Annotated in this window: 25 protein-coding genes; 9 read left to right on the top strand and 16 right to left on the bottom strand. The window is 27.4% G+C overall.

All coding sequences use genetic code 11. The features are described from left to right. Positions 1-48: 48 nt before the first annotated feature. Positions 49-2,772: a heavy metal translocating P-type ATPase gene (locus RDX53_RS09000; RefSeq protein WP_307994014.1), complete on the bottom strand. Its 2,724-nt coding sequence runs from the start codon at positions 2,770-2,772 to the stop codon at positions 49-51. Positions 2,773-2,991: 219 nt separating this feature from the next. Between RDX53_RS09000 and RDX53_RS08995 the strand changes: the two genes are divergently transcribed. Next, the gene (locus RDX53_RS08995; protein ID WP_331607098.1) at positions 2,992-3,309 is read left to right on the top strand and encodes a hypothetical protein; all 318 of its coding nucleotides are present in this window, start codon (positions 2,992-2,994) and stop codon (positions 3,307-3,309) included. A gap of 163 nt (positions 3,310-3,472) precedes the next feature. Here the strand turns inward: RDX53_RS08995 and RDX53_RS08990 are convergent, their stop codons facing one another. The 5 genes from RDX53_RS08990 to RDX53_RS08970 all read right to left on the bottom strand — a co-directional run bounded on the left by RDX53_RS08990 (position 3,473) and on the right by RDX53_RS08970 (position 10,329). Continuing rightward, on the bottom strand, positions 3,473-4,627 hold the full coding sequence (locus RDX53_RS08990) for a hypothetical protein (protein ID WP_307994013.1): 1,155 nt from the start codon (positions 4,625-4,627) through the stop codon (positions 3,473-3,475). A 504-nt stretch (positions 4,628-5,131) separates the two neighbouring features. Continuing rightward, positions 5,132-7,876 carry a zinc-ribbon domain-containing protein gene (locus tag RDX53_RS08985; RefSeq protein WP_307994012.1) on the bottom strand — a complete coding sequence of 915 codons (2,745 nt, stop codon included), beginning with the start codon at positions 7,874-7,876 and terminating at the stop codon, positions 5,132-5,134. Positions 7,877-8,431: 555 nt separating this feature from the next. Beyond that, entirely contained in the window at positions 8,432-9,430 is a 999-nt protein-coding gene (locus tag RDX53_RS08980; protein ID WP_307994011.1) for a gamma-glutamylcyclotransferase family protein, read from the bottom strand. Between the two features lie 254 nt (positions 9,431-9,684). Beyond that, entirely contained in the window at positions 9,685-10,086 is a 402-nt protein-coding gene (locus tag RDX53_RS08975; RefSeq protein ID WP_307994010.1) for a type II toxin-antitoxin system HicB family antitoxin, read from the bottom strand. 33 nt (positions 10,087-10,119) lie between these two features. After that, a complete protein-coding gene (locus tag RDX53_RS08970) occupies positions 10,120-10,329 on the bottom strand; it encodes a type II toxin-antitoxin system HicA family toxin (RefSeq protein WP_331607094.1) in 210 nt (69 codons plus the stop codon). A 588-nt stretch (positions 10,330-10,917) separates the two neighbouring features. On the opposite strand from RDX53_RS08970, the gene RDX53_RS08965 reads away from it, so the two are divergent. Next, a complete protein-coding gene (locus RDX53_RS08965; RefSeq protein WP_295734824.1) occupies positions 10,918-11,310 on the top strand; it encodes a hypothetical protein in 393 nt (130 codons plus the stop codon). A gap of 509 nt (positions 11,311-11,819) precedes the next feature. Here the strand turns inward: RDX53_RS08965 and RDX53_RS08960 are convergent. Further along, a complete protein-coding gene (locus RDX53_RS08960; protein ID WP_307994009.1) occupies positions 11,820-12,764 on the bottom strand; it encodes a glycoside hydrolase family 25 protein in 945 nt (314 codons plus the stop codon). A gap of 218 nt (positions 12,765-12,982) precedes the next feature. Between RDX53_RS08960 and RDX53_RS08955 the strand changes: the two genes are divergently transcribed. Then, entirely contained in the window at positions 12,983-13,483 is a 501-nt protein-coding gene (locus RDX53_RS08955; RefSeq protein WP_195929747.1) for a spore coat protein, read from the top strand. A gap of 96 nt (positions 13,484-13,579) precedes the next feature. Here the strand turns inward: RDX53_RS08955 and RDX53_RS08950 are convergent, their stop codons facing one another. From RDX53_RS08950 to RDX53_RS08940, 3 genes are all read right to left on the bottom strand, one after another. Then, complete coding sequence (locus RDX53_RS08950) at positions 13,580-13,753, bottom strand: hypothetical protein (RefSeq protein ID WP_295779377.1); 174 nt, start codon at positions 13,751-13,753, stop codon at positions 13,580-13,582. A 256-nt stretch (positions 13,754-14,009) separates the two neighbouring features. Beyond that, the gene (locus RDX53_RS08945; RefSeq protein ID WP_307994008.1) at positions 14,010-14,159 is read right to left on the bottom strand and encodes a hypothetical protein; all 150 of its coding nucleotides are present in this window, start codon (positions 14,157-14,159) and stop codon (positions 14,010-14,012) included. 129 nt (positions 14,160-14,288) lie between these two features. Further along, on the bottom strand, positions 14,289-14,750 hold the full coding sequence (locus RDX53_RS08940) for a hypothetical protein (RefSeq protein ID WP_295762765.1): 462 nt from the start codon (positions 14,748-14,750) through the stop codon (positions 14,289-14,291). A gap of 165 nt (positions 14,751-14,915) precedes the next feature. On the opposite strand from RDX53_RS08940, the gene RDX53_RS08935 reads away from it, so the two are divergent. From RDX53_RS08935 to RDX53_RS08925, 3 genes are all read left to right on the top strand, one after another. Further along, entirely contained in the window at positions 14,916-15,446 is a 531-nt protein-coding gene (locus tag RDX53_RS08935; RefSeq protein ID WP_307994007.1) for a 2'-5' RNA ligase family protein, read from the top strand. Positions 15,447-15,602: 156 nt separating this feature from the next. Then, entirely contained in the window at positions 15,603-15,746 is a 144-nt protein-coding gene (locus RDX53_RS14125; protein ID WP_334307471.1) for a helix-turn-helix transcriptional regulator, read from the top strand. Positions 15,747-16,014: 268 nt separating this feature from the next. Then, positions 16,015-16,611 (top strand): helix-turn-helix domain-containing protein, encoded by a 597-nt coding sequence (locus RDX53_RS08925; protein ID WP_307994006.1) that lies wholly within the window; start codon positions 16,015-16,017, stop codon positions 16,609-16,611. A gap of 109 nt (positions 16,612-16,720) precedes the next feature. On the opposite strand, the gene RDX53_RS08920 is transcribed toward RDX53_RS08925, so the two are convergent. From RDX53_RS08920 to RDX53_RS08905, 4 genes are all read right to left on the bottom strand, one after another. After that, on the bottom strand, positions 16,721-17,269 hold the full coding sequence (locus RDX53_RS08920) for a hypothetical protein (protein ID WP_307994005.1): 549 nt from the start codon (positions 17,267-17,269) through the stop codon (positions 16,721-16,723). 99 nt (positions 17,270-17,368) lie between these two features. Continuing rightward, the gene (locus RDX53_RS08915) at positions 17,369-17,572 is read right to left on the bottom strand and encodes a hypothetical protein (protein ID WP_307994004.1); all 204 of its coding nucleotides are present in this window, start codon (positions 17,570-17,572) and stop codon (positions 17,369-17,371) included. Positions 17,573-17,632: 60 nt separating this feature from the next. Continuing rightward, on the bottom strand, positions 17,633-18,322 hold the full coding sequence (locus RDX53_RS08910) for a hypothetical protein (protein ID WP_307994003.1): 690 nt from the start codon (positions 18,320-18,322) through the stop codon (positions 17,633-17,635). Beyond that, positions 18,298-18,435, bottom strand: coding sequence for a hypothetical protein (locus tag RDX53_RS08905; RefSeq protein ID WP_307994002.1), 138 nt, complete (start codon positions 18,433-18,435; stop codon positions 18,298-18,300). Before RDX53_RS08905 ends, RDX53_RS08910 begins: the two co-directional genes overlap by 25 nt. Before the next feature lie 726 nt (positions 18,436-19,161). On the opposite strand from RDX53_RS08905, the gene RDX53_RS08900 reads away from it, so the two are divergent. Together RDX53_RS08900 and RDX53_RS08895 are read left to right on the top strand one after the other, a co-directional pair. Further along, positions 19,162-20,964 (top strand): hypothetical protein, encoded by a 1,803-nt coding sequence (locus RDX53_RS08900; RefSeq protein ID WP_307994001.1) that lies wholly within the window; start codon positions 19,162-19,164, stop codon positions 20,962-20,964. 18 nt (positions 20,965-20,982) lie between these two features. Next, positions 20,983-21,768 (top strand): hypothetical protein, encoded by a 786-nt coding sequence (locus RDX53_RS08895; RefSeq protein ID WP_307994000.1) that lies wholly within the window; start codon positions 20,983-20,985, stop codon positions 21,766-21,768. Positions 21,769-21,910: 142 nt separating this feature from the next. Here the strand turns inward: RDX53_RS08895 and RDX53_RS08890 are convergent, their stop codons facing one another. Next, on the bottom strand, positions 21,911-23,455 hold the full coding sequence (locus RDX53_RS08890; protein ID WP_307993999.1) for a helix-turn-helix domain-containing protein: 1,545 nt from the start codon (positions 23,453-23,455) through the stop codon (positions 21,911-21,913). A gap of 179 nt (positions 23,456-23,634) precedes the next feature. Between RDX53_RS08890 and RDX53_RS08885 the strand changes: the two genes are divergently transcribed. Then, a complete protein-coding gene (locus RDX53_RS08885; RefSeq protein WP_307993998.1) occupies positions 23,635-23,784 on the top strand; it encodes a hypothetical protein in 150 nt (49 codons plus the stop codon). Positions 23,785-23,864: 80 nt separating this feature from the next. On the opposite strand, the gene RDX53_RS08880 is transcribed toward RDX53_RS08885, so the two are convergent. Further along, positions 23,865-24,617, bottom strand: coding sequence for a hypothetical protein (locus RDX53_RS08880; protein WP_307993997.1), 753 nt, complete (start codon positions 24,615-24,617; stop codon positions 23,865-23,867). Positions 24,618-24,654 lie beyond the last annotated feature (37 nt).

The following is a 24,654-nucleotide window of genomic DNA, read 5'->3' as shown; positions in this document are numbered from 1 at the left end:
TATAAAATAGTTTAATTTATTTATTAATCTATTTTTTTAATTAAATATTTAATTATATGGTTTAAACTTTCTAAGTCTTAATGCATTAGATACTACAGACACAGAACTTAAACTCATAGCAGCTGCTGCTATCATTGGATTTAGAAGTGGACCTCCAAAGATATATAAAACACCTGCTGCAACTGGAATTCCGATTGTATTGTATCCAAATGCCCAGAATAAGTTTTGTTTTATATTTCTGATTGTATCTTTACTAAGTTTTATAGCTGTTGGAACATCCATTAAGTCATTTTTCATTAAAACAATATCAGCCGATTCAATAGCAACATCAGTACCACTACCTATTGCTATACCGATATCTGCTGCTGCAAGAGCAGGAGCGTCGTTTATACCGTCTCCAACCATAGCAACAAAGTTTCCTTCAGCTTGTAATTTTTTAACTTCATTTGATTTATCTTCTGGAAGAACTTCTGCTAAAACTATATCTATACCAACTTGAGAGGCAATAGCTTGTGCAGTGTTTTTGTTGTCACCAGTAACCATAGCTACTTTTATACCTAAGTTGTGTAAAAGCTCAACAGCTCTTTTACTACTTTCTTTTACAACGTCTGCAACTGCAATAATTCCAGCAAGTTCATTTTCAATTGATATAAACATAGGTGTTTTTCCTTGTTTAGCTAATTCATCGTATTTATTTTCAACTATGTCTAAAGATATATTTAAATCCTCCATCATTTTCACATTACCAAGGTTTATCTTTTTATTATCTATTACTGCATTTATACCTTTTCCTGTAACTGAGTTGAATTTTTCTACATTTATTAAGTCTATATTTTTTTCGTTTGCATATCTAACAATAGCTTCACCAAGAGGATGTTCAGATCCTTTTTCTGCTGATGCCGCTAATTTAAGTATATAATCTTCTTCGTAATTTCCATAAGTTATAATCTCAGTAACTTTTGGCTTACCTTCAGTAATTGTACCAGTTTTATCGAATATTACTGTGTCTACTTTATGTGCAAGCTCTAATGCAACACTACTTTTTATAAGTATTCCATTTTCAGCACCCTTACCAGTACCAACCATAATAGCAGTTGGTGTCGCAAGACCTAACGCACAAGGACACGCTATTACTAATACAGATATAAATATTGTAAGAACAAAAGTCGTATTTTCTTTTCCTATAATAGCCCAAAGTAATGCAGCTACAACAGCAATTGTTATAACAGCAGGTACAAAATACCCTGCTACAGTATCTGCAAGTTTTGCTATAGGGGCTTTTGTCCCTTGAGCATCTTCAACAAGTTTTATAATTTGAGCAAGAGCAGTATCTTTACCTACTTTAGTAGCTTCAAATCTTATAAGACCGTTTTTGTTTATACTAGCACCAGTAACGCTATCACCAACAGTCTTTTCAACAGGCATACTCTCTCCAGTAAGCATTGACTCGTCTATTGATGTATGTCCAAATACGATTTTACCATCTACAGGTATTTTTTCACCAGGTTTAACAACTACAATATCTCCAACTAAAACTTCATCAATAGAAACCTCAACTTCTTTATCATCTACCATAATTATCGCAGTTTTAGGTTGTAGACCCATAAGTTTTTTAATAGCCTCAGAAGTTTTACCTTTTGAACGAGATTCTAAAAACTTACCAAGAAGAATTAATGCAATTATTATACCAGCACTTTCAAAATAAAGTTGGTGGTGATGAGACATATGCATCTCCATTGATACACCTGCATTTCTTATTAAGTTTATAGTAGTATATAAACTGTATATAAATGCTGATGATGTACCGATTGCAACTAATGTGTCCATATTTGGACTTCCATGGAATAGTGATTTAAATCCGTTTATATAGAATTTATAACCAACAAGCATAATAGGTAGAACTAATACAATTTGTATAAGTGCATAGTTTATAATATTAGTCTCTGGACTTATTATGTTTGGTACTGGCCAAGGTCCAAATGGCTTTGGTACCATAGGTCCCATAGCTATATAAAATAGTGGTATTGCAAAACAAATCGCAACCACAAACTTTCTAAATAAAGTATTTTTCTCTTTATCTTTTCTCTTTTGATCCTCATCTACAGTTTCTTTATTTTCTTCAGTTATAGGCTCATATCCAGCCTTTTCAATTGCCTTAGTAATTTGAGATAATCTTACTTTAGTTGGGTCATAAGTAATTATCGCCTTTTCAGTTGCTATATTTACGCTAGAGTCCTCAACACCATCAAGCTTCTTAGTCACTCTTTCAACAGCCTTTGAACAAGCAGCACATGTCATACCGTGAACAGTAAGCTCTATTTTTTTATTATTAGACTCCATAATAGGCTCATACCCAGCCTTTATAATAGCGTTATTAATTTCATCAAGAGAAACTTTATTTTCATCATATGAAATAACAGCCTTTTCAGTCGCAATATTTACATTAGATTCCTTAACACCATCTAACTTTTTAGTAACTCTTTCAACAGCCTTCGCACAAGCCGCACAACTCATGCCACCAACTTTCATTTCGATTTTCTTTATTTTTTCTTCCTCTTTAATTAATTTATAACCAGCCTTACTAATCGCCTTTTCCAGCGTATAATAGTCGATTTTATCATCTTCAAACTCTACAGTTAACTTTTCTGTAGCTAAATTTACATTTTGGCTTACAACACCATCGAGCTTTCTAACAGCTCTCTCAGCCGCATTAGCACAAGAGGCGCATGTCATGCCTTCCACTTTATATGTCTCTTTCACTATATTGCTCATAAGATTTCCTCCTTACCTTTTATTGTGTACAAAATTTGCATGCTTTAAACATCCTTTTTTATATTTTTTTGATATTTTGTTAATATATGTTTTCTGGATGTCAGGGTGTTTTAAAAATACCCCCTATAGGTATAATAATAAGACATATTGGTGGAAATTTCAATATTAATTTAATATTTTTTAAATTTATTTCAAATAGTTTTAGACTTAACCAGCGGATTGAGTTTACAAGCACTTGAAACATACAAAGACTTTATAGATACAGACGAAATTTACTTTGGTGGGAACAATTTTGAAATCTATTTTGAAGAAGATGATTTTGATAGTTTTGTAGATAATCTTCAAAATTATGATATTGAGTATATTCATCCTGTAAAAGAACATTCATGGGAACAGCGCGTGGTCTGTTTATATGATCCTGATAAGCATATTATTGAGGTTGGTGAAAATATAAAAGTTGTTTGTAGGCGATTTTTGGATAGTGGTATGACACCTGAGAAGGTTGCAAGCGTATGGATGTTCCGGTGGAGTTTGTAGAGGCTTATATGGGATAATATTTGTTTTTTGCAATAAAATCACCTTTCTTTATTATATCTGTAACTTGAATAGCTACATTATAACTAGAAAGGTGATTTTTTAGTAATATTTTATAACTACTTTAAAATACTAACTTTAAATTATAGTTATTACTTTTATTTAATCATATATTATGTGCTATATATTCAAATAGCATATCAATAGTTGCATCCATATTACTATAGAATTTAATAAAATAATTTAATAGATATGTATCAGTTTCTCTTTCCTGACCATAAAATCTAAACCTATTTAGCCATCTCTCTGGTTTTCCATCTTTGTCAACATCCCATACATAACTAATTATATAGTTTATAGGTTTATAATTAACAACATGTGTTTTATACCCAAAAAACAAGGACTCATCATTAATAAAAAAGGCATTATGAACTATAGCATTTCTAACCATAATTAAATCAGTATAATTCCTTTTTCCACTAAAAAAACTATTTTCAAATCCTTTGTAGCTTTTATATTTTTCTCTACATTTATTAATATCATTAAAATATATATTCCCTGATTTTAATTTTATATATTTATCAAAGTTTTTAGGGAACATAGAAATTTCATACAAGAGTTTGGCAGTTAAATCTAAAACCGAACACAATTGGATAATTATACCAGAATACAACGAAGTTATTTCAGTAACATAACCGCCTATATACTTATATTCAAATGTATTCTCCATATCTTTCAACTCTTCATTTGAATTATCTAGATGCTGAAAAAGAACTTCATTTATTCTATCACTTAATTTTATAAAACTTTCACTAGCTGACCATAAATAATTTTCGATACTTCTTATTATAGATATTAAATCTGATTGATAGATTATTCTTTTAATTTCTTCTTGTGTAAATCTTTCTACTATACTTTTATCAATTAATTCGTCTTTAAATTTCTGTACTGTATAAAAAAATTCTGGTACAATGCCTTCTGTCAGTAAAGGTATCGGATATATTTCATCTATCTTACTATTAGTTTCCTTTTCTAGTATTTTATTAGTAAGCAATATTCCAAATGAAACCATTTTGTCTTCTATTTTAGAAATTTGTTTTTCAACATCTAAGAATTTATTTTCGTATATTATTCTAAATTGATATTTATTTTTTATAGTATTATAGTTTCCTATTAATTTGATATTATATTCATTTTCTAGTTTTACTATTCCGTTCTCATCATATGCAAAATCTGTACAAATATCTTTATTATATGTTTTTAAATATATTTTATTTTTTTCAACAAATCCTTTAACACCTTTTGTAAATAATAATTTCATAAAATCTCCTCTTTGTTTTTATTTATACATATAATAATAAATCAATATATGCTTTAATAATATATTTTTCCATTATACAAGGACTATCATTGCTTTCTAAATTAGACTTGTATATCCCATACACTTAGGTAAAAATACATATTTACAACATTCATCTTGTGGCTTTGTTTTGATAATTCTAATATATGTATCAAATAGACTATCTTCTATAGTCTCAATAGTATATTTTTATTTTCCTAAGTTATAATTATATGTATAAATATTTCCTTCTACATCAATTGAAAATAAATTCGAATCATTATTTCCTATATCCCTAAAATTACTCTTTTCTTAATTTTATCACATAGTACTATTATATAGCACTTTTATACTTGAATCTATATATTTTATTTACAATTGTATTAATCCTATAATTTGTTCATTAAAAAATAATTAGTTAACAATTGAAAGTTCAAAGATATAAGAGCAACACCTTTTACATAGATGTTGCTCTATTTAAAATATTTATTTTTTTACTCTTGATTCCTTATAACACTCAGGACAACCACTTCCTGCACTTCTAGCATATACTTTTGCTTGCCACTCATGTCCTTTATCGCATTTCCACCATACCTTTTTATGACTTCCTATCCCAACGTCATATGGTGTTAAATGTCCATTTTTACTTTGATTCCATTCCTTACTTAGTTCTTTATTCAAACTCCCTAAGCTTTTATCTTTTGTAACTTTTTGTCCTGTACAATAATGGCAACCACTACCTGATGCCCTATTACATATTCTAGCTTCCCATTCATGCCCTTCATTACATTTCCACCATACCTTCTTTCCACTCCCTGGCATAACATCATATGGTGTTAAATCTCCATTTTTACTTTGATCCCATTCTTTTACTAAATCTGGATATAAAGTCGCCAAACAATTATCTTCACATACTTTTTGATTTGAACAATATGGACACCCAGTACCTTTATTCCTACTATGCACAGATACTTGCCATTCATGTCCTTTATTACATTTCCACCATACTTTTTTTACACTATTAGCTACTACATCATTTGGTGTTAAATCTTTATTTTTTGTTGGGTGCCATTCCTTTGCTAATTCTGGATTTTTCGTAGCTAAACAATTGTCTTTACATACCTTCTTATTTGAACAGTATGGACATTCTACTCCATTATTTCTACTTGAAATAACTGCTTGCCATTCATGTCCTTTTTTACATTTCCACCAAATTCTTTTCTTACTTCCTGGTATAATATCATAAGGCGTAAGATCTCCATTTTTTGTTGGATGCCATTCTTTTGCTAACTTTGGATTTACAGTAGCTAAACAGTTATCTTCACATACTTTTTGATTTGCACAATATGGGCATCCAGTGCCATCATACCTAATTTTTATTATAGACTTCCACTCATGTTCTTTACTACATTTCCACCATACATATTCTTTGCTTGCAGTACTAAAATTCTCAAGTTTTAAATCTTTATTTTTTTCATAATCCCATTCTTTAGATAATTCATTAAATCTATCCCTGTTTACATTACTAAAATCATAATTTTTATATTGTGCTAAAATTTCAAACCTATCTCTTTCAATGTTTATTTCTTTTTCTAATTCAATACATGCTTCTGAATACTCTATACTAAATTTTTTTATTTTTTCTAAAATAATTTTTATTATTTCTCCTATATTGTTATAATTACTTTTCATTTTATATTCAATATAGTCAAAACCTTTCATATCAATTTTAGGACATCCTTTTTCTCTGACTCTAATAAAATTAATTTTATTATTATATAAAATTTCATTTTTATTTGTGTCCTTTGTTATAGCTTCCTTAGTAGAATGAAATTGTGCCCCATCATATTCTATTGCAAAATTAATATCTTCAATAAAAATATCAATCTCTACACCTTTATACTTATACCTATTATGTACTTTATTAAATATTTTTTTTAAGTAATAATAAATTGTTTGTTCAGGAAAAGATGTTTGGAATCCATTACAATATGGGCATCCTGTTCCGCTACTTCTGCTAGCAATTGTAGCTTCCCAACTATGACCTTTATTACACTTCCACCATACTTTTTTACTACTCTTAGATACTACATCATTTGGTGTTAAACCTTCATTTCTTGTTGGATGCCACTCTTCTGCTAATTGGGGATTTATTGTAGATAAACAGTTATCCTCACATACTTTCTGATTTGCACAGTATGGACATCCCTTGCCTGAAACTCGATGATATACTGATGTTTGCCATTCATGTCCTTTACCACATTTCCACCATACCTTTTTCTCACTATTCGCAACTATATCATATGGTGTTAGTTTTTTATTTTTTATAGCATGCCATTCTTTTATTAAATTTGGATGCAAAGTTGCCAAACAATTATCTTCACATACTTTTTTATTTGCGCAATATGGACATCCTGCACCCTTATTTCTATTATTGACAGATACTTTCCATTCATGACCATTCTTACACTTCCACCACACAACCTTATTACTTGCCCTAGTAACATCTGTAGGTCTTAAGTTACCATTTTTTATTGGATGCCATTCTTGTGCTAACTTTGGATTTACTGTTGATAAACAATTGTCTTCACATACTTTTTTATTTGCACAATATGGGCATCCTGTACCTCTATTTCTATCATATATGCCTGCTTCCCATGTATGACCTTCACTACATTTCCACCATACCTTTTTATGACTCCCTGGCATAACATCATTTGGTGTTAAATCTCCATTTCTTATCGAATCCCATTCTTTTGAAAGTTCTGAATTTATTGTTGCTAAACAATTATCCTTACATACCTTTTTATTTCCACAATAAGGACACCCTCTCCCTGCTGATCTATTATTTATAGGGGCTTGCCATTCATGTTCATTACTACATTTCCACCATACTTTTTTATTCGAAAAATTAGTTACATCATAAGGCGTTAATTTTTTATTTTTTTTGTTATTCCATTCTTCAGCTAGTTTTGGATTTACTGTTGCTAAACAATTTTCTAATGTAGCTATTTTTCCAGCACAATATGGACATCCATTGCCTCTAGCCCTATCACCTATTATAGCCTGCCATTCATGTCCATTACTGCACTTCCACCATACCTTTTTTCCACTACCACAAGTTACATCATTTAATGATATATCTTTATTTTTCGTAGGATGCCACTGTTTAGCTAATTCTGGCATCTTCTCTATTAAATAGTTTCCTTTATTTCTTCTTTTGCTTTCCATTATTCCAATATATCTCTCTTTTCCTAATTTTTATAAATATTATATATAATCTATTTTAACACCAATCTCCACAAAAACAACCACTGAACCCAAATGCACCTACCAAACTGACCAAAATCAACACCCCTAAACTTAAACGTACTCCTTAGGTCTTTAACAGTCATCACCCTTATACTCTAAAGTCCTAACCAGGTCTCCAAAAATCACACCATCCTGACCAAAATCCACGCATTCGACAAAAAACACCCCATCACTTGACCCAAAAGTCTACCCTTACCGTATTTTCTTCCCCTTTATCCAAACCAAAATACGAATAAAACTGATGAAAACATGGACCAAATAACTCCTCTACTATATATCTACTATATATACTATAAAACTATAAAAAAAAGTAGATAATCTTAAGTCTGTACTTACCGATTTATCTACTCTTTTTATTAAGATCCATTTTCTTATCTTAATTATTCTATAATATTTTTATATAGTAATATTTTTTATAATAGATTACCAACTTTATATAGACTCTGCCTTGTCAGCTATATTTCTATTTATCCTTCAATCTAAGTACTCTATGATTTCCTTTTTAAAAAGATTTTTATATGTTTCTCTCAGTCCTTTTTGGATGATTTCAACATATCTTTCACTAGGTAGATTTTCTTCATTTATTTCATAATCAGTAAATGTAACAATCTCTCTACCATCATAAGCACCTAACCTTACTTTATTTTGATACTTACTTCCTTCGAATAATTTAATTTGTTCGAATTGTTCTTTTGTTATAAGATACATTCTTCCCAAAGTAAGTTCATTTTTATCTTCCTTAGGGTCTATAAAAGCTAACCCTTTGTTTTCCCAAATACAGGATTTACTTGCAAAATATAATTTATGATTTATTAATACTGGTTTTGAGGCTATAGGTGGTGTTGTATCATCACAAGAATTTATATAGTTCATAAATCTATTGTAATTTAAATTCGAACCATAACTTGCATACCATAGGTACTCATCTTCAATTTTTTCTTTCCAGTATTGAATTTTATTTTCTTCATAAACTTCTTTATTGTAAACATATATTATAGCTAAATGAGATTTCCCTGTTTTATCTTTTACTATGGCAAATTCTCTAGTATATAGATTGCCATTTGATTCTAAAATATCTATGTTTTTAAGCAAATCATAATCTATAGTGTATAATTCGCCTTCAATAGAGTCTTTTTCAGAATGTTTTGCAGCTGGATATCCAAATCCTGTATCATACAATTCAAACCCTTCTGCTACAGCATCTCCCAAAACATTTGCTTGGCTAAGTAACCCATGATTAGATTGGTCGAACATAAGAGTTCCATAAACAAATATTTTCAATTTAGTATTTTCTTTTAGTTTAATTATTTGTTTAAACTTTTCTTCGTAATTACAATTCCAGTCACAAATTGTTTTTCTTTGATCCAATCTTTCTTGCATATCTTTAAATATACGTCTTATACACACATTAAATCTTGGGCATAAGTTTTTATTTTCTTTTAAAAATACAAATAAACCAGATTCTATAAACATACTTAAAACTTTTATTCTTCCGTCTTCCGCCTCATAAGTTTTATTTTTGAAAAAGGATGCGATTTATAAGATACTTAAGTATATGTGTGAATTAGGAATTTTGAAGAAAAAGACTGTTTTTTTAGTGAGAAGTTTTCTTATTTTACATAATTAATCCAACATTCTTTATTTAAATTCATTTTTTCTTCCTCCAAACTATTTATTTTTTATATAATCTTTTAAATATAAAAAGACCCCCTAATAAGAGGTTCTTTTTATATACCTAGATATTCTTTTAATGCACTTTGTAATATTGCAGAACAATTCACTTTATTCTCCATTGCAATATCATTTAACCATTTTGGTATAGTAAGAGTCTTTTTTACACATCTATTTTTCATTTGATCTCTTACGGGAATCATCCATATATCTATTAAAACAATGCTTTGAGTATCTTCTGTTTTTATTAGATTTATCTGAGATGGTTCTGGAATTTCTTCTTCATCTTGTTCTAATCCATACATATATAATTCTAGTACTTCTTTAGCATTTCTAAACGCTTCTTCCTGACAATCCCCACAAGTTATACATCCCGGTAAATCTGGAAAAGTAACTGTTATGCCGTCATTATCAAAATCAAAAATAGCAGGATATATATATTTGTCTTTTACGTTCATAAAAATCCCTCCTAAATAAAGAGCTGAGGGAAACTATTGCTTCCCATACTCAATTTGGGCTTGTAAAAAGATACTTTTTACAGTTTTAAGTGGCAAATCCTTTTTAGGATGAGGAACAGAAACGCGCCCCTTTTTATTCGGATGCTTAAACATATAATGAGATCCTCTGCAGCTCACTTCAAACCACCCATCTTGTTTTATGATTTTAATAATTTCCCTCGAGCTCATAGCATAAATACTCATCAAGAAAATCCTCCTTTGTTTTTAATCATAAAATTTTTATAAAATGTAATTTTTAACAATACATTTTTAAGAACTTTTTAACTTTTAAATAGAATAATCTTGATCTTTTTCCTAACAAATTCAGAATCTTTATAAGTATTTATACGTATATTATATACGTATAATTTATATTTTTCAATAATTTAATTCAAAAACTAATCATATATTTATTTAATATTATAAGTACCTTCATACCCTTCACTACGATAAGGATATATCTTAGTATTTGTCATATATATTCATAAAAAATCATAAGAAAATAATCTGTTTATCTTTAATCGCCCATATTAGATCATCTATAGGTATTGATGTAGCTATCTGATTTAAATCCTTGCCATAATACAATAAGTTGTAACAATGCCTACAAATCATTTCCTCGACCTAAAATAAATCTGTCAAAATTACATATAAAATCCCTTTTTCTAAGATTTTTCAACCATTATAAGATATAATTAATTAAGAGAATAATTAACTAAACTAACAAATCAAATACATATCCAATAAAACATTTCTACGTTCTCTAAATTTACATACAAGGGGTTGATTATTATGAAATTTACTATGTGTGGATTTTCTCAACAGGCTGCTTTGGAATTTGGACTTGATACGACGGATTTATATATACTTAGATGGATTGTGGATTTTATGGAGTCTGGTCGTATGCGTACTATGACTCTTGATGGTGAGAGGTATTACTGGGTTTCTTATCAAGGTATAGTGGATGATATGCCACTTCTTTACATAAAAAAGGACGCTGTTTATAAAAGACTTAGACATATTTGTGACTTAGGTATATTAAAGAAGAAAACTGTCTGCTGTGGTGGGAAGTATTCTTATTATACTCTAGGTGATAATTTTGGTGAGCTTTACAGATTTGAAACTGCCTCTAGCAATAATAATTTTGATGATATTAATTCTAATCAGGATATGGAATATATCTAATTTAAACTATACCCTTTTGCTTTAGATGCAATACCTATGTATTTAAAGTAGACTCCTTTTGTTTTAGAGACAATACCCTTTGCTTTAAAGTAACAGCTTTTGTCTTAGATGCAACACCCTTTGCTTTAAAGTCGACCCTTTTGTTTTAGAGACAACACCCTTTGCTTTAAAGTCGACTCCTTTTGTTTTAGAGACAACACCCTTTGCTTTAAAGTAACAGCTTTTTCATCAAAAACAACACTAAACTGACCACAGTCAGAACCAAACTGACCGTAACTCGGAACAAATAACTAATCTATTATATAAATCTATTATATTCACAGTAATCTACTTTTATATTCACAGCAATCTACTTTGAATCCATCTATATAACAAACTCCATCAAATATTCATCTCATCAAAATACTTTAAAGGTGATGTTTATTTTTTTAAGGATAAGCTTTAAATAAGTAAAATAATAAGCTAGAAGGTTTTATCACCTTCTAGCTTGCTCATAAGTTTTTAATTATCTAGACTTTTTGTACGTACTTTTTATTTAATGTAATCCATCCTTTTCTATATGGTACATAGCCCCATTTACCATTTGACGAAATACTTGTTATACGATATTGTATGCCAGCTCTCGGGGCTGTATATATTATTGCAGAGTCCATGCTAGGTAATTTTCTAATATTTACTTTTGTCAAAGTTTTGAGATAAAATGGTATTTTAACTTTTATATAATTAGTTGTTATTTTATTTATTTTTGATTTGTTTTTTGAAGTGTCCTCAGTTTTTTCATTATCACTAGATTTAAATCCATTTAGACCTAATTTTTTAATTATAGTTGGATAGTCTTTATAGCAGTAGTTTTGGTCAACTGCATTAGAACTTACTCCTGCTACTTTCTTGTTTGTCAAGTAGTTTACTTCGCCTCCAAATTGCCACATTGCTATCTCATAAGTTGTATAAGTTGAGCGTGAAGCATACTGAGCTATCCAGTGGGCGTAATTTTTCAATTCACTGTCTATTAAATTGTCTCTTAATATATATTTACCTGAATATATACCTACATAGTATCCCGCATTTTGTATCTCTTCTAAACAAGTTACAACTGCCTTTGTCATATTTGCTCTGCTCACTGATTGTAGAGTTTTTTGATCTTCTACATCAAGCCAAATTGGGTATTCAAATTGTTTGCCTTTTATAGCATTTAATATAAACTCTGCTTCTTTTTTAGCAGTGCTTACACTGTTACATCTTGAGTAAAAATAGCCACCAACTGGCATATTTACTGCTTTTGCTCCTTTATAAAATTCTTCAAAATATGGGTCTAAATTTAGATTATTTCTGTTTGATGTGCTTGCAAAACCAATTCTCAAAATTGCAAATTTAACACCTGCATCTTTAACCTTTTTCCAGTCTATCGGGTGATTGTACTTACTTACATCAATCCCCCACACTTTTGTTGGCATTTTATCACCTTCTTAATATACCTTTTAAATTAGTTAATATTTTATCAAACACTTACTCTTTCTTTTTAAAATTTAACACAAGGTATAATACTTCTTATTAATATCTTATAAAAAATATCGCCAAAAAGTGACATTATAAATTCTTTTATTTGTTAAAAAATACAAGTTTATATGAATATTTTTAATAATTTTATACAAAATACTATTGAGGTGATAAAATGGTAAATTTAGATACAAAAGAAAGATATCTTTTAGAAGACGCAAAAACTCAAGAAGCCCTATGTGTCGCAAAATACAAAGAACATTCCGAAAAAGCTTCTTGTCCAGAACTTAAAAACTTATTTAGCTCACTAGCATCAAAAGAGCAAGAACACTTAGATACAATAAACCAAATTTTGAGCGGAACTGTACCTAATGTAGAACAAAATCAAAGTAAACAAGGACAACAAACTCAACAAAATACTCAATCACAATTTAATTTAGGCAATCTACAAAGCCAAACACCAATAAATATGCAGGCAAATTACAACGAAACCGACAAATTGCTATGTGAAGACGGTCTATCAATGGAAAAATACGTTTCAGCTACATATAATACATCTATTTTTGAATTTAGAGATGAAAACATAAGAAAGGTATTAAATCATATTCAAACAGAAGAACAAGGACACGGCAAAAAGATTTACGACTATATGCATCAACATGGGATGTATAATTAAATATATCAAATAAATAACATGGTCATCTCAAATAAACTATCTTCAACTTAGAAATTTTAATTTAAGTTTATTTGAGATGACCATATAAAAATCTAATTAAAAGCTATTTTTTAGCAAGAAATCTTCAGCTTCTCTTACTTTATCTGTAATATCTTTTCCATCTTTATCTATAATTTTTTCACTAATCCAACTTCCGTCGATATTATTTTGATATCTCACACCTTTATAATAATTATTTTCAGCGGCAAAATAAGGATTAGGTTGTATCATAATTGAGTTATATGATTCAAGCACTCCCGCTACAGGCATATTATCATCTGTTATATTTTAGAGATTTATATAAAAATAAACTAATTATACCAAAATCAAAAGACACAGATTCTATAAATAAATTCAAGCAAAATTTAAAACAAAATCATCCTCAAATAATTCTATTTTCTTCTCCCCACTTACACATTTCCTCCAATATAGGCATAGTTTTTCCATATGGTATATTTTCTGCTATCTCATTTGTCTTTGGAATGTTTCATATGCACCAGTGATTATACTCATTTGAAAATACTACATCTAAGTCATCCATAATGATTGCTATTGAAACTGCTTTATGTGACATATTTTCGATTTTAAAAGCCGGTGAGATATCTTCCACAAATCCTGTATGCTTTTTGGGCATCATACAATTATTTTCAAATGATGGAGACGTTATTTTTAGTTTTTTATCATTTAACATTTATTTATTCCCCTTTCTTTTTAACTTTTTATAATATGAATACAACTTATATAGTTCACTTTTTATTTTCTATTCTTAAAATGACTTGTATGAAATTATATTATGAGCGATTCCAAAGATTATCATAAATAAAACTGCTATATAGTTATTTAACCAAATTGCCGAAAAAATAAAGTAAATCACCGGAAAAACAGCAAGTGGCATAGGTACAAATAAAAAAGCTTTACCCAGCAATTCTATATCACGCCCTCCTAAAAAATATCTAAACCATACGATATAATATAAAGCAAGGAATATTAAACCTACAAACATCCAAATACTTGTAAAATCCACTTTTTCTTTACATACTAAAAATACAATCGCCAACATATATAATATTCTTGTAGATTGTTCTATTATCTCTAGTATTTTATTAGTTTCTTGTTGTGTCGTCGGTGCGTTTTTCGGTGGCAAAATTACATACACAATATTTATAAGCATAGGCAATAAAAATACAATTAATCCGATCCATGAAAATCCTAATTTGACATTATTCATTATTTTTCCCCCTGTATAAAACTCATCTATATTTATAGTATGTATCACTTTGATATATGTATCAAGTTAGAAAATTAATCTTTTTGATTTTAAAATTTCTTCTCCTTGATTTCACACATTTTTTAATATATACTACAGATAATTTCAAGAATTGGAGATGATATTTTGAGATATGTAATAGTAAGCGTTGTTAAAGGACCTGCTGGCAATTTTAACAACAATTTAAGAAAAGAAGTTTTTGAAAAGCTCGGGGCAAAGTCGTCAAAACTGCCTGCACACTTTACGATAAAGGCTCCATTTGAATCTGATGATATTTCTGATTTGGACAAAGTTTTACAAGATTTTGCACAAAATCACAAAGCCCAAGATTACAAAATAAAGGGTTATAATCATTTCGACAACAGGGTAATATATATGGACGTACATATGAATAAAAAAAGTAAGCTCTTGCATGATGAACTTATAGAAGAATTAGAAAAGCTTCCTTATATACACTTTAAAAATCACGATTATAAAGATAAAGTTTTTCACGTTACAATTTCATCGAAAAAAATTCAAAAAATATACGACGAGCTTTGGGAATATGTAAATAATATACCTTGTGATTTTGATTGTAAGTTCGACAATGTTAGCGTATTTAAATGGGAAGACAATACATGGAAGTTATATAAAGAATATTTAATGGATATAAGATAATTTTTAAAAGTTAGATTATTAATGTAAACTAATTCAATCAAAAATTAACTATTAGTTAAAATTATTAAATTTTACTTAACTATACTTCAATTGTATTTACTAATTAAAATTGCTACTATTTAAGTATGGATCCAAATTTTAAATTTGAGGTAAAAAATGAAAATAAACGAAATTATAAAATTAAAAAGGAAAGAATTAAACCTTACCCAAGAGCAAGTAGCTGAGTATTTAGGTGTAACAACTCCAGCAGTTAATAAGTGGGAAAGGTATCTATATAAATATATTAGACATAATCGCTAAAATCCCTTTATTTCAATACTATCTTAATTTTGTCCAATTTTCAGTTATACAAAATTAAGATAGTATTGAATATATAATTTACTTTTATAAAAAGAAGATATATCTTTATTATTTTTATGATAATTATTCATAAACTAAAACAAATAATTGAATATGTAGATATAAAAGTTGACTTCTATAATATATTATAAATTACTATAGACTCTACTAAGAGTTGATTGTAAAAATTCCATAAGCAATATATTCTATTTATATGGAGGTGAAAAAAATGAATCCAGAAAGAGTGGGTAGTCTGATTCTTCAACTCAGAAAAGAGAAAAATATGACCCAAAAACAATTAAGTTCATTATTAAATATAAGTGACAAAACAGTTTCAAAATGGGAGCGTGGCTTAGGATGTCCTGATATATCTCTATTAAATGATATATCTAAAATATTTAATGTCAATATAGAAAAAATACTTCTTGGCGATTTACAAGAAAGCGATATAAATGGAGGAAATATGAAAAGAATTAAATTTTATGCATGCCCAAATTGTGGCAATATTATAAACTCAACAGGAGATGGTGATTTTTCTTGTTGTGGTAGAAAACTAGAAGCTTTAGTGCCTAAAACAATGGATGAAAAACATAACATAAATATAGAAGAAATTGAAAATGATTACTATATTGAAATAAATCATGAAATGACTAAAGAACACTACATTTCTTTTGTAGCTTATGTAACTTATGATAGATTACTTTTAATAAAACTTTATCCAGAACAAAGTCCAACGGTTAGATTCCCTAGACTTTGTGGAAAATTTGAAAGAGGAAAGTTTTATATATATTGTAATCAACATGGACTATTGATAAAAGGAAAATAAATTGTTAAATATGTATTTACCCTATTATTGAGTGAAATTCCAATAATAGGGTAAATACATGAATACTCTAGACAAAATTTCTAATAATTTAAATACTACTAATAAAAAATCAATTTACATCTCCTAATAAGTCTTTTATTTGTTTATCTAAATCATCTTTAACGGTTTCCAAATCAACTATAAGCTCGTCTAATTCTGTTTCTAGCTCTTCCTTTACCTTATTAACAAATTTACTATCACTATTATTTATAAATTTATAGCTTGAAAAAATTGAATTTAAAGACTCATCTATAGATAATAATTTTTTAAATAATCCATCTGAAAATAAAATTTTATTACTTAATATAATTTCATTCAATTTTGGTAATAAAGTATTACTTAGTTGTATTTCTATTTTGACTTGTTCTAATTTAGATATTGCTAAAACTACTTGAGCCTCTAAATATTCTACATATTCATTCTTCTCTATCTCGTATAGGTATTTTGATGACACTAATAAATTATTCATTAAATTGTCTAGTTCACAATTTATAAATTCGTTAGAACTTGAACATTTTATCAATTGTGTCCATTTTATTGTTTCATCTATTTTTTTTATATCCTCACATACTTTTTCTAAATTAGTATCATGAATTTTTTCTACTCTATCTTTAAGCATTTCGTTTAGTTTTTCCGATACAGGAATATTTACTACACCGCAACTATATATTGTTATTTTTTTACTAATAGATTCTATAAGTAAATATAATGATTTAATTTAATTTACTCTATTTTCATGTAATTTTGAATATTCTATATTAAATTTATCATTTATTTTGGTTAATTCACTTTTAAACTCTTCCAAATTTTTATCAAATTTATTTTGAATAATTTTTTCAAACATAAATTTCACTACATATGGAGAAATTAAAACACCTCCTATGAATGTAACTAAATTTATTAAAACTTCTATTAAGTTCATCTAAAATCTCCTTTTCTTTAAATACATACTCCTTAACTTCTCTTTATGATTCTTTATCATCTATATTTTGAATATATTACAATTAACTTTAAGGTCTCCTTCATAATCTCCAACTTCTTTTATTTTTGAATAAATTTCTGATATAGAACCTATAACAACTTCTCCATAATTATAGTCTTTATAAAGGCTTTTTATATATAGCTCCATAATTTTTACCATACCTTCAATAAATTCAATATCTTTTAAGGAAATATAATTTAACATATTTAACTCTAATTTATTCTTTTTGTATTCCTTTACTATAGAACATACTGGCTCACAATAATAAAGTATAATACTAAATAGCATGTCTGTTTTCTTTTTGTCAGTTGCACTCATTTTTTTATATGCATCTAAGCTAAATTCATATTTCATACTATTTAATATATTAATCAATTCATCATATGAAACTTTTCTGCTCGGATTGTTTTGAGATATTAGAAATTGTGGGTTTAAATAATGTTGAATTGGTTTGTGCTCATCAATATTATTACTTTTATATACATCATAAAAGCAAATAATCTTACACAATGTATATTGCAATTCTCGATAAAAATCATTGTGATATCTACTTTTCTCAATTTTAAGTTTAGCTCTATTATTTATATAGTCTATACGCTCAATAAGAATGGCCATAAATGCCGATGTAAAAACACTACATCCTATTCCTAATGCTATATCTTTATCTATATAGTTTTTATTTCCCGCCAAAAATATAAATCCAGATAACAATATTGTTGCTCCATAAAAAGTATTTCTATTAAAAATAAATTCAATAATTTTTTTCTAATCTTTTCTAAATTATTTTTACTATTTTTTTTCATAACTTCCCCCAATCATAAACCTCAATATATTTAAAATACTATACAATTACATTTAGATTATCAACATTAATCTTAAAATAAGTCTATTTCATCATTTCAATTATTTTATTATTATATTCTTCTGCTTTATTTTTTGCTTGATGTTAAAGAATTTAACAATACTATAATGCTTGTTATAGCTATCAAACATAATATTGAAATTATAATCAGTTTCTTGTTACAAAACATTTTTATCCTCCTATATTTTACTATATTATTATAAGTAATGTCCTATGGTTACGGCTATTAAACACTTCACTTATAAAAATCTTTAATTACTAAATAAAAAGATGTAAGTTTAAACCCCTCCCCCTTTTTATAAATCATTTCAGAGTCTTGATTATTTTATTTTTATTGGTGTAATTTTGCCTTTCTATACCTACAATAGCATTATATAAAGCATTTAAGGATTCTATTTTCACCTTATTATCTATAGATTTATTCTTTTGTATTTTTATATTCTAATTGAAGATTTTACATAATTTATAAATATTTATATTTCAACAATATCTTAATTATGTCTAATTAAAAATCAGACATAATTGTATCTATGTAAATATGTTAGACATAATTATTGAAATCCTTTTATTTCAATATTCCCTTAATTTTGTCTAATCAAATTAGACAAAATTAAATACTTGGTGTTACAATATATATATATTATAAATAAAAAAGTGAGTGGGGTTTATGGATAAGATACTGAAGAAAATAGATACTAGTCTTCTTGAAGCCGAAGAGATTAGTATAGAAGAGTTAGCCAATCAATATAGATTAGATTTAAATAATTTAAATATATTAGTAAATGAATCTGCAAAATATCAATCTGAAGCTACCTTTGACTCTAAAATATGGATTTTTTATAATGAAAATACATCAAACTATCACATTATTAATTTCTCTGAAATTGAGGAAATGGTTAAATTAGGAGTAATTAGTAATAATGATTACATGATTCTTAAATGTTGGATAGCTGATATCATAGTATATGAAAATAATGCTGCTACAACTATAACATCCAAAACGTCCAGTATTCTAAATATTTTTGTAGAAACACATGGATTTACTAAAGAATTTATACAAGATAATACTGGAAATAAAATAAAAACGTTCCTCGATTATATAGAATCCGATGATGTAAAAAACACTATAGTGACGCAATTAAAGTCATATGTAAATTTTGTAGAAAGAATAGGATATATTAACGATGGATATTCTTTATTTTTAAAAACAGTTTTTGAATATAAAGTAAAAACTACGAAAAGCAAACCAAGAAAACTACCTAAAAATTCTCATGTTTTTGAATTTGATTATTACATAAAAGATTTTTTTGAAGGAAATAATGACCCATTATTACAAAAGCTTTACTATCCTATTTGGATATGGTGGAAAGTTACTAATGTAATACCTATGAGACCTAGTGAATTAACCACAAAAACTACTAGAGATTGCCTAATTACAATTGATGATAAATACTATTTAAAAATTAATAGGGTTAAGGTGAAAAGGACTCCACATACGATGAGGAAACCTATGATACCTATTTTAGACAAACTTGAAATAACTAAAGAAATTTATGATGTAATACAAAAATATATTGATTTTACTGATTCTTATGAGTCATATACTTTATTTTCATGGATGGCTTTAGACGATTTTAGAATAAAATATATGGATATAAGGGATGTAGATGATTATAAAGAATATTTACCTGTGTTTCAGCCTAATGAAAACAAGTATAATCCGTTAGTATTTAATAGTGAAAATATGAATAACTTACTAAAAAGTTTTTATACACATATAATCGAAAATTTATATGGGTGTTATGTTAATAATGAAGATAAATTAACTCTTGGAGATACACGACATCTTGCTTTTTGTAGTTTATATTTACAAGGTATGTCTCCTGTAGAAATAGCTATGCTAGGTGGTCATACAACACTTGAAATGCAAGATAGTTATACAAATCATGTTACATATTATATAGATGATGAAATTCTAAGTTTTATTTCGGATAAATCCATTTGTGGTACAAATGCAAAAATGTTTAATACTCTAAAAGAGATAGTTGATAATAAACCATGGAGCTATGAATTAAATGTTGACTTGAGTGATTTTGAAAGGACTGATGATGGCATAGGTTATTGTTTACTAAGTACAGATACTAATGAATTTTGTGATGATGTTCCATATTGTTCGTTCTGTAGTAAATGGTGGTGTGAACCAACAAACGATTCTTACAAAGCAGTTAGAGACTATATTCTCAATAATGAAATAAATCCTCTACAACATGAGATTGAAATAGAAGAACAGTTTTTCATAACGCTTATTAATCAAGCAAAAATCGTAAATATAAATGGGCTTGCTGAATTAGATAAATCTGATGAGAGTGCAATAAAATCTCAATCTTTAAAAATAAGAGCAAAGGCTGATAAAATTGCTTTTCTTAAAGCATCTTTATTGGAAAGGAATATTGAAAAAATACAACAGTAGACAAAAAGGAGGTATAATATGAGCAAGACTGTTGGAAGAAAAAAAAACGAACTTACCGAAGAAAAAAAACAAGAAGCACAAGAAATTTTAGATTTAGCATTTAAGGATATTGGATGTGTAAAAAGTAAAATAACATATAATTATGTTTCTAAATTTAATAGTCATATAGCAAATAATCCTAATTACATTCGCGAAAATGGTGAATATTTCAATGACTTAGGAGTAAGATTTTGGTCTAAAAGCTACAATAATAAGCCTTATTATGGAAAGATTATTATTGATAAATTAAAATCTACTGAAGATGTAACTACTGGTGGAGAAGCCTTTGATATTAATAATAAAGACATAGAATCTTTAATTAATAGATATCACGATAAACCAGAAGAATTAAAAAAGAGAATGATTAATTTATTTTCAAAAGATAGAAAAACAATTCTAGATTTAAGAATAAGGAATGATAAATTAACAGATAAGATTAATGAAAAAGAAAAATATATAAAACAATTCGAAGAAGGCTTTGCTACTATATTTTGGAATAGTACATCAACATATAATTCTCTTAATGATGTATTAACTTTACAAAGACCTGAAGATGGTCAGGTTAATCAAGAATTATTAAACATGTTTAATCAAGATAAAGAAGGACTTGCAAACAAGTTTGATAGTTTTACTGCAAAATATAACACAGATAATATCCAAGCAGACAACAAATCTCAATCTGATAATAGCAGTAACAATGTTCTAAGCATACAAGATAAATTAAAAAAATTAGGTCTATCTAGCTCTGATGATGAAGGGTTATAGATTAAAAAAACACCTGCAAAACTTAATGTGGTAGGTGTTTTTGTTATATATATTTTTTAGATATCTTCTAATTTTATTTGACCTTTAACTTGGAATTTAGGCTTTGGATTTAGTCCCCAAAAGATATTTTTTTCTTTTTCTATTAAACTAATTTTTTATACTTATTTTTAATCCTATACGTTTTACTTCCTAATAATAAGTATCTCCATACTAACTTTTGACCTTGATAAGTTCCTGCTGATTTTCTATTTAATTTACAACAGTTTACAATAGTTATTGAATACTTTATATTATAATAATCAGCTCCTTCTTTCAATGTATTAAATATTCGTTTAGTAGTAATACATATTACTTTTTTAGCTCTGTAATGATTCTTGCCAATACGTTTTCCAAGATTTCTTTTATATGATTCTTCTGTTGTATAATCACATTGTCCTATTTTTACACCGTTTTTAAGGTAAGTTAAAATTGTTCTTCTACTTAAATTTAACATATCAGAAATTTCTGGTATACTATATCCATCATTCCATAAATTCCACGATTTAACACATAAACTTTTTTGACTCTCTTCCCATGCTAATTTCCATTTGACATTAGATAAATCAAAATAAGGAGATAATTTTTCTATAATATTATTTCTTATATACTCATATTCTGATTTTCTCATATCTATTACTATGTAATGCTTTATACCATTATTTAAAGCTAACTTTCTTTTATTTTCATCATTCTCTTGCTCATATTCTAATGAGTTCCAATTACTACCATTACTTTTATCCTTGTAATGTTGTTCTCCATGTGTTTCTATTATCATATTATAATCTTTTAAATAAAAATCATATCTAGAATTTTCACACCATTCATAAGTATTTTTATTCAATTGAAATATAAATTTTATATTTAATTGTTCGAGTATATTTGCTGTAAATTTTTCAGTTATAGGTAATCCGTCTGAACAATATTCACATAAATAATCTTTATTTATCATATAACTTAATGATTTCCTTTTTCTGCTAATTTTTTCACAGTCATTACATTTAATATAATATTTTTTATGACTTTTTGGAGCTATACTGAATGTATCTTCTATGACTAAATTATTTTCAGGTATTGCTATCATTTTAGATTTATTTGGATATAAGTAACCTAAACTATCTTTATAATGAATTTTTTTACTAGAACAATATGGGCATCTATTTCCTTCCGCAAAATGCTTACAACTTACTTCATATCCATCATTATCATTATGATATTCTTTTTTTAAACAATACATCCAAACTTTTTTACCACTCTTCGGACTTAATTCCCAAGGATTTAAAATATTTTTATTACTCCAATATTTTTCTAAAAATTCTTTATCTATGTTATCTATTCCCCACTGTGCAAAACTATCCTTCCAATGAACTTTTTTACTGGCAAAAGAATTACAATATCCACATCTAACACCTCTTTTAGAAAAATTATAACAACTTGTCTCATATCCAACTTCATTTCCATCTCTATCAAAATTATGATATTCCTCTTTAATGCATATCATTCTAATCTTTCTCTCACTACCTTTACTTATTTTACTCAAGTCAATCCCATATTTGCTATTTAAAATTTTAATTCTTTCAACTTGTTCTTTTGTATAATTATCTTCTATATATTTAAGAATACTATTTTCCCATTTAACATTTCTATTCATATTGATATCTCCTTAGAATAATATTTTTTCTTTAATGTACTTATAATGCTCTATTATATAACAAACATCTTTTTAGGTGTATATATTATCTAATTTTTCAAATTAAAACAAATATTTATCAAAATAGGAATATATCAATAATATCGTTACTATTTTTTTAGAGTAAGTATAAATATGTAATGTTAACAAAAGAACTTGATAATGCACAAATTTCAAATTTACTTTATACACATGATGTTTTGATAGATATAATATTCGAATATTCAAGAAGCACAGGTAAAGAAATGCTTAAACATATAAATCTTACTCATTTTACTGAAATACCCTAGACACTATTTAAATGCATTTTAGCCTAAATATACTTATATCCATCTTAAATCATTGTATATTTAGGCTAATACAGTCTTATTTAAATTAATTCTGGGTAATTTTTTTCATAAAAGTCTAATTTAATAAAATCAGATATAAATTTAAATGTATCTCTTTCTATATCTAAACATCTATACACATACTCATAACCATATTTTTGTATTGCTTCTACTAGTAAAACCTTTCTTCTTTGTATTTTTAAACCTAACTTCATTTTACTTTTTTTACTTAGATGAGGTATAGTGTTTGAATTTTCTAGTAAATACTTTTTAAAATCTTTTAGTTCTACATTTCTTGGTAATCCTAAATAATCTTTACAATTATCTATAAGGCTATTACATAGTTTTGTTAAAGCATAGATTGAAGGTATATGATAAGGACAGTCAAAGCAAGAACAACCATCTTCATCCTCATCATCTAAATTAGGCATCTGACATTCTTGTTTACTAAATAAACATTGTATATCACTACCACATTTGCTAGGTAGATTACCAGCAAACATATTAGTAAGTTCTTCTTGACATTCTTTAAAACTTTTTTCTGATATCATATCTATTACATTTTGTCTTTCTGACCTAATTCTATTTAAAAATCTAGCAGTATTGTTCATTTCTTGAACATCTCCAAAGACTGCATTTATCTGTATAATTTGATTAGTCATTTCTTCGAATGAACCAGTTTCTCCATTGCCCAAAACCTTTTGAGACAAAAGAGCAGGTATGTATCCAAATTCACCCCTTTGAAACAGTTGCTTACTTAATGACTCAATTTTTTCTATATGATAGATTGTCAATATAAGTGCAACATTTTATGTTTATGTTGCAGCGAAG

The sequence above is a fragment of the uncultured Intestinibacter sp. genome, from assembly GCF_902468165.1.
Taxonomy (GTDB): Bacteria; Bacillota; Clostridia; order Peptostreptococcales; family Peptostreptococcaceae; genus Intestinibacter.
This window is presented reverse-complemented; position numbering and strand designations above follow the sequence as displayed.

Coding starts and splice junctions, on each gene's coding strand:
- RDX53_RS09000 (WP_307994014.1), bottom strand. CDS start 2,772: ATGAGCAATATAGTGAAAGAGACATATAAAGTGGAAGGCATGACATGC.
- RDX53_RS08990 (WP_307994013.1), bottom strand. CDS start 4,627: ATGAAATTATTATTTACAAAAGGTGTTAAAGGATTTGTTGAAAAAAAT.
- RDX53_RS08985 (WP_307994012.1), bottom strand. CDS start 7,876: ATGGAAAGCAAAAGAAGAAATAAAGGAAACTATTTAATAGAGAAGATG.
- RDX53_RS08980 (WP_307994011.1), bottom strand. CDS start 9,430: ATGTTTATAGAATCTGGTTTATTTGTATTTTTAAAAGAAAATAAAAAC.
- RDX53_RS08975 (WP_307994010.1), bottom strand. CDS start 10,086: ATGAACGTAAAAGACAAATATATATATCCTGCTATTTTTGATTTTGAT.
- RDX53_RS08970 (WP_331607094.1), bottom strand. CDS start 10,329: ATGAGTATTTATGCTATGAGCTCGAGGGAAATTATTAAAATCATAAAA.
- RDX53_RS08965 (WP_295734824.1), top strand. CDS start 10,918: ATGAAATTTACTATGTGTGGATTTTCTCAACAGGCTGCTTTGGAATTT.
- RDX53_RS08960 (WP_307994009.1), bottom strand. CDS start 12,764: ATGCCAACAAAAGTGTGGGGGATTGATGTAAGTAAGTACAATCACCCG.
- RDX53_RS08955 (WP_195929747.1), top strand. CDS start 12,983: ATGGTAAATTTAGATACAAAAGAAAGATATCTTTTAGAAGACGCAAAA.
- RDX53_RS08950 (WP_295779377.1), bottom strand. CDS start 13,753: ATGATACAACCTAATCCTTATTTTGCCGCTGAAAATAATTATTATAAA.
- RDX53_RS08945 (WP_307994008.1), bottom strand. CDS start 14,159: ATGATGCCCAAAAAGCATACAGGATTTGTGGAAGATATCTCACCGGCT.
- RDX53_RS08940 (WP_295762765.1), bottom strand. CDS start 14,750: ATGAATAATGTCAAATTAGGATTTTCATGGATCGGATTAATTGTATTT.
- RDX53_RS14125 (WP_334307471.1), top strand. CDS start 15,603: ATGAAAATAAACGAAATTATAAAATTAAAAAGGAAAGAATTAAACCTT.
- RDX53_RS08925 (WP_307994006.1), top strand. CDS start 16,015: ATGAATCCAGAAAGAGTGGGTAGTCTGATTCTTCAACTCAGAAAAGAG.
- RDX53_RS08920 (WP_307994005.1), bottom strand. CDS start 17,269: ATGCTTAAAGATAGAGTAGAAAAAATTCATGATACTAATTTAGAAAAA.
- RDX53_RS08915 (WP_307994004.1), bottom strand. CDS start 17,572: ATGAACTTAATAGAAGTTTTAATAAATTTAGTTACATTCATAGGAGGT.
- RDX53_RS08905 (WP_307994002.1), bottom strand. CDS start 18,435: ATGAAAAAAAATAGTAAAAATAATTTAGAAAAGATTAGAAAAAAATTA.
- RDX53_RS08900 (WP_307994001.1), top strand. CDS start 19,162: ATGGATAAGATACTGAAGAAAATAGATACTAGTCTTCTTGAAGCCGAA.
- RDX53_RS08895 (WP_307994000.1), top strand. CDS start 20,983: ATGAGCAAGACTGTTGGAAGAAAAAAAAACGAACTTACCGAAGAAAAA.
- RDX53_RS08890 (WP_307993999.1), bottom strand. CDS start 23,455: ATGAATAGAAATGTTAAATGGGAAAATAGTATTCTTAAATATATAGAA.
- RDX53_RS08885 (WP_307993998.1), top strand. CDS start 23,635: ATGTTAACAAAAGAACTTGATAATGCACAAATTTCAAATTTACTTTAT.